Origin of the sequence: Nostoc sp. NMS4, assembly GCF_017115095.1 — a bacterium.
Lineage (GTDB): Bacteria > Cyanobacteriota > Cyanobacteriia > Cyanobacteriales > Nostocaceae > Nostoc.
The window spans coordinates 2,752-6,666 of the sequence record NZ_JABXKI010000409.1; the positions used below are offsets into that span (position 1 = coordinate 2,752).

The following is a 3,915-nucleotide window of genomic DNA, read 5'->3' on the forward strand; positions in this document are numbered from 1 at the left end:
TTTTTGCTTAATTTGAGCGTCGAATACTTCCCATTTCATTTTCGCATAAGCGGAATTTTCGTTGCTGCCTGATAAGAAGCCCATCGGAATTTCAAAGCCACCTGCGCTTGTTCTTCCACCGCCGAAAAAGCGCCCTGCACTATCTTGTCCAAAGGCTTCTTTGATGAATTCATCGGGGTCAAGGGTAAGTTTACTGGTTCTCAAGGAACCAATGACTATTTCTAGTTCTTCGTCTTCATCGTGAACAATGCCATAAACTACGGCGGTGTGAACGTTTTCTTCGGTGACGAGAAAATCAGCCGCTTGGGGGATGGCATCACGGTCTTCGTAGCGTAAGTACCCTACACCAGCAATGGAAAAGTTATTTTGGACGATGCGATTTTTTAGCGATCGCTCGATCACATCCATTACCCGCTTGGAACGGTTGGCCTGTAAAATAGCATTCAGCAGTTGCGCGTCATAAAATCGGCTTAAATACGCCGCCGCCATAAAATCTTCTTCTTGCGCTTGCATCAGCCGATTTGTATCGGATCGCAAGCCATGCATTAAGGCAGTAGCGCATTTGACGTGTTGATTTATGCTGCTATCTAATGCTAATAATCCCGTTTGCAGGTACTGAGTAAAAATTGTTGCCGTCGCTCTTACGTAAGGGCGAATATCCTCAAATTCTGATTGCAAATCGCCTTGGATGCTGTGATGGTCGATGAGTACCACTAAAGGGATTCCAGCCTGTTGCACCGATGACAGTAGTTGTGAAGTGGTTCCCTGGTTGTCAATTAATACAAAACCTTGATAAGATGACAAATCTTTTGTTTTCAAGGTTTGTGTTGTCCAGCGTTGGATAGGTAAGTTAGTCAGCCTTACCAAGGCAATATTTTCTTGATGGCTCAATGCGCCAGCATAAATGATTTCACATTTGATATCATATTGCTGGGCAATTAACTGGTAAGCCCAGGCACAGGAAAGGGCATCAGGGTCGGGAAAATCTTGCAGAATTACCAGTTGGCGATCGTGTCGGTGTGCCAAAAGGGTTCTTTGCAGTTCTTCTGACTTTTGTTGTGCCAGAGAATTACCACGGTTACTGAGATATATCGCTCCATCACCTACCGATGGCGGTAATGACGGACTTTTAAATGCAACTTCCACTGGCGCTTTCTCGATTTCAGGTTCCTCTGGGTTTGGCTCTGTGGTCAATGACAAACTCTCAAACTGAGTAACGGGAGAATTAAAGTACATAGGGAACTTTTTTAAAGTGTGAGGCTCCTTTAATTCAGAAATACTACGAGCAGCAATTCCCTGAATTTAGCCACATTATTATGATCTTCGCAAAAATCTCAAGACATTGCACTATACATCTAAGTATATTTCTTATCAGTAACAGCGCTCAACAATCAACTAACTTCCACTAAAGGGCATACAGCAAGTAAGTTGAGGATATCGGGCTGTATCTGGCAGCATAAATATGTTTTAGGAGTTTTGTTCTCTCTCGTAAATTGAATCAGGGAGATTTTTATCTAACTTAGAGTATACTTTCTATCTTACACTTTAGAATTAGACCTTGATATTTAAAATATTCGTATGGTTAATATTCTCATTATTGTGACTATTGAGCAATTAACAATTATTTTTGATGAACAACGCGGGTTTTGTATACCTCTGAAAATTGAGAGTGAAGTCTAATGGAAAAGGGCAGAATACAGGGGTAATGAGGAGCAAAGGGGAAACTCTATATACATACAACAAATTTAAAAGCTTGATAGTTGATGCGATCGCCTTTGTTGCTAGCCATATAGTCGCCAATTTTTTAACAGATAACTAAAGTTATTGGCTATGTCCTAAAGTTAAGAGGATATTTCCTCTCTGCTCCTCTGATTTTTTGCTCAAAGACCTATAACATACTTTTGCCACTCTGTATGCAGTCCACTCTTAAGATGTTTGCTGACCTCGAAATAGAGACTGCTATAAGGTTGGCGCGGGGGATGACGCAAAGGCATGTGAGCTTCGTGGGGAGTCCGACTGCCTTTTTTGACATTGCAACGGACACAAGCGGTAACAATATTCTCCCAAGTATCGCCTCCGCCGCGCGATCGCGGTATTACATGGTCTAGTGTCAACTCATCCCCTGTGTAACCACAGTATTGACAGGCATGACCATCACGGTGCAATATATTTCGGCGAGTTAGAGGGATTTCTTTATAAGGAACACGTACATAATGACGCAACCGGATCACGGTCGGCAACGGAAAATCCGTGTACAGAAATTTACCGTTGTGTTCCACACGTTCTGCTTTGCCCTTGATTAAAAGAACTACAGCACGACGCCAACTCGTTATATTGAGAGGTTCGTAAGAGGCGTTTAAGACTAAAACCTTCCCCATTATTTACGCTCAAGGGTATGAGTTTTACAATATATTAACACAAATACACCCTGCTAGGGAGATGAGAAGAAATTATACTTTTGGGAGAATTGGGCATGGGGCAGGGGAGCAGGGGGAGAAGAATTAATAACCAATGCCCAATGCCCCAACATCTTGTATCAATTCCAATCTGAAGGTTAAACTTCCTATTTAATCTGATCTCGCTTTTAGGAGCGTGTATAGATAGATAACTTGAAAGTTTAGCCGTGGCGAGATAGGAGTCAGTACAAATGTTAAGTCGCAAACAAATCCCCGGTGTAGTTCCTAATCAGCAGTGCGATACCTACGCATGGTTTTCACAACGAGCCTGGGTAGAAATTGATTTAGAGGCGTTGTCGTACAATGTACAGCAATTGGTGCAGTTTTTATCACCGCGTACCCAATTGATGGCAGTAATAAAAGCTGATGCCTACGGACATGGAGCAGTAACAGTCGCCCAAATTGCCATCCAATCGGGAGCTAGTTGGCTAGGTGTAGCTACAGTTCCAGAAGCGATTCAATTGCGAGAAGGTGGGATTGAAGCGCCCATTTTGATTTTAGGGGCAACTCATACATTAGAGCAGATTCATGCGATCGCACAATGGAAACTTCAGCCCACACTCTGTAGCCCTAAACAAGCTTTAGTATTTTCTGATACTCTGGAATCGATGAATCATGGTTCTCCAGTACCCGTACACATTAAATTAGACACAGGAATGTCGAGGTTGGGAACTAATTGGCAGCAAGCTGGCGAATTTGTGCAATTAGTGCAGCGATTACCACATCTTGAGATTGCCAGTATTTATTCTCATTTGGCGACAGCAGACGAACTTGATACCACGGCAATGGAAGAACAGCATAAACGATTTGAGGATGCGATCGCTCAAATCAAAGCAATGGGAATTCCAGTACCCTGTTTGCATTTGGCAAACTCAGCCGCCGCACTCACAAATCCGGCATTGCACTACGACATGGTGCGTGTAGGTTTAGCTGTTTATGGACTCTACCCAGCACCGCATTTACAAAATGCGATCGATCTCAAGCCTGTTTTGCAACTTAAAGCACGAGTCACCCAAGTTAAAACAATTGCCGCCGGAACAGCTGTTAGCTACGGCTATAAATTTACTGCCCCGCGTGAACTTCGCCTCGCTGTCGTGGGAATTGGCTATGCTGACGGTGTTCCTCGCAGTCTTTCCAACAAAATGCAAGCCTTAATTCGCGGTCAGCGCGTGTCGCAAATTGGGACAATTACAATGGATCAGTTGATGCTGGATGTGAGTGCCATACCCAATATCCAAGAAGGAGAAGTAGTCACCTTACTAGGAGAACAGGGAAAAGAACAAATTTCAGCAGACGATTGGGCAAAACAATTAAACACTATTTCTTGGGAAATTCTCTGTGGATTCAAGCATCGTCTGCCTCGTGTTGCAGTCATGTAATTGGGCATTGGGCATTGGGCATTGGGCATTGGGCATTGGGCATTGGTTATTCTCCCCCTGCCTCCCCTGCCTCCCCTGCC

The 3,915-nt window shown here is 43.7% G+C and carries 4 protein-coding genes; 2 read left to right on the forward strand and 2 right to left on the reverse strand.

The genetic code is table 11. The features are described 5' to 3' along the window. Nucleotides 1-1,236, reverse strand: a 1,236-nt coding sequence (locus HWQ37_RS32905; protein ID WP_292755355.1) for a DHH family phosphoesterase, incomplete at its 3' end; no start/stop codon positions are given. 433 nt (nt 1,237-1,669) lie between these two features. On the opposite strand from HWQ37_RS32905, the gene HWQ37_RS32910 reads away from it, so the two are divergent. Continuing rightward, nucleotides 1,670-1,819, forward strand: a complete 150-nt coding sequence (locus HWQ37_RS32910; protein WP_292755357.1) for a hypothetical protein — start codon at nt 1,670-1,672, stop codon at nt 1,817-1,819. Between the two features lie 61 nt (nt 1,820-1,880). Here the strand turns inward: HWQ37_RS32910 and HWQ37_RS32915 are convergent, their stop codons facing one another. Continuing rightward, the gene (locus tag HWQ37_RS32915; protein WP_094349059.1) at nt 1,881-2,378 is read right to left on the reverse strand and encodes an HNH endonuclease; all 498 of its coding nucleotides are present in this window, start codon (nt 2,376-2,378) and stop codon (nt 1,881-1,883) included. A 269-nt stretch (nt 2,379-2,647) separates the two neighbouring features. Here HWQ37_RS32915 and alr point away from each other — a divergent pair, with 269 nt between their 5' ends. Further along, entirely contained in the window at nt 2,648-3,835 is a 1,188-nt protein-coding gene (alr, locus tag HWQ37_RS32920) for an alanine racemase (protein ID WP_292755358.1), read from the forward strand. The last annotated feature ends 80 nt before the right edge of the window (nt 3,836-3,915 follow it).

Coding starts and splice junctions, on each gene's coding strand:
- HWQ37_RS32915 (WP_094349059.1), bottom strand. CDS start 2,378: ATGGGGAAGGTTTTAGTCTTAAACGCCTCTTACGAACCTCTCAATATA.
- alr (WP_292755358.1), top strand. CDS start 2,648: ATGTTAAGTCGCAAACAAATCCCCGGTGTAGTTCCTAATCAGCAGTGC.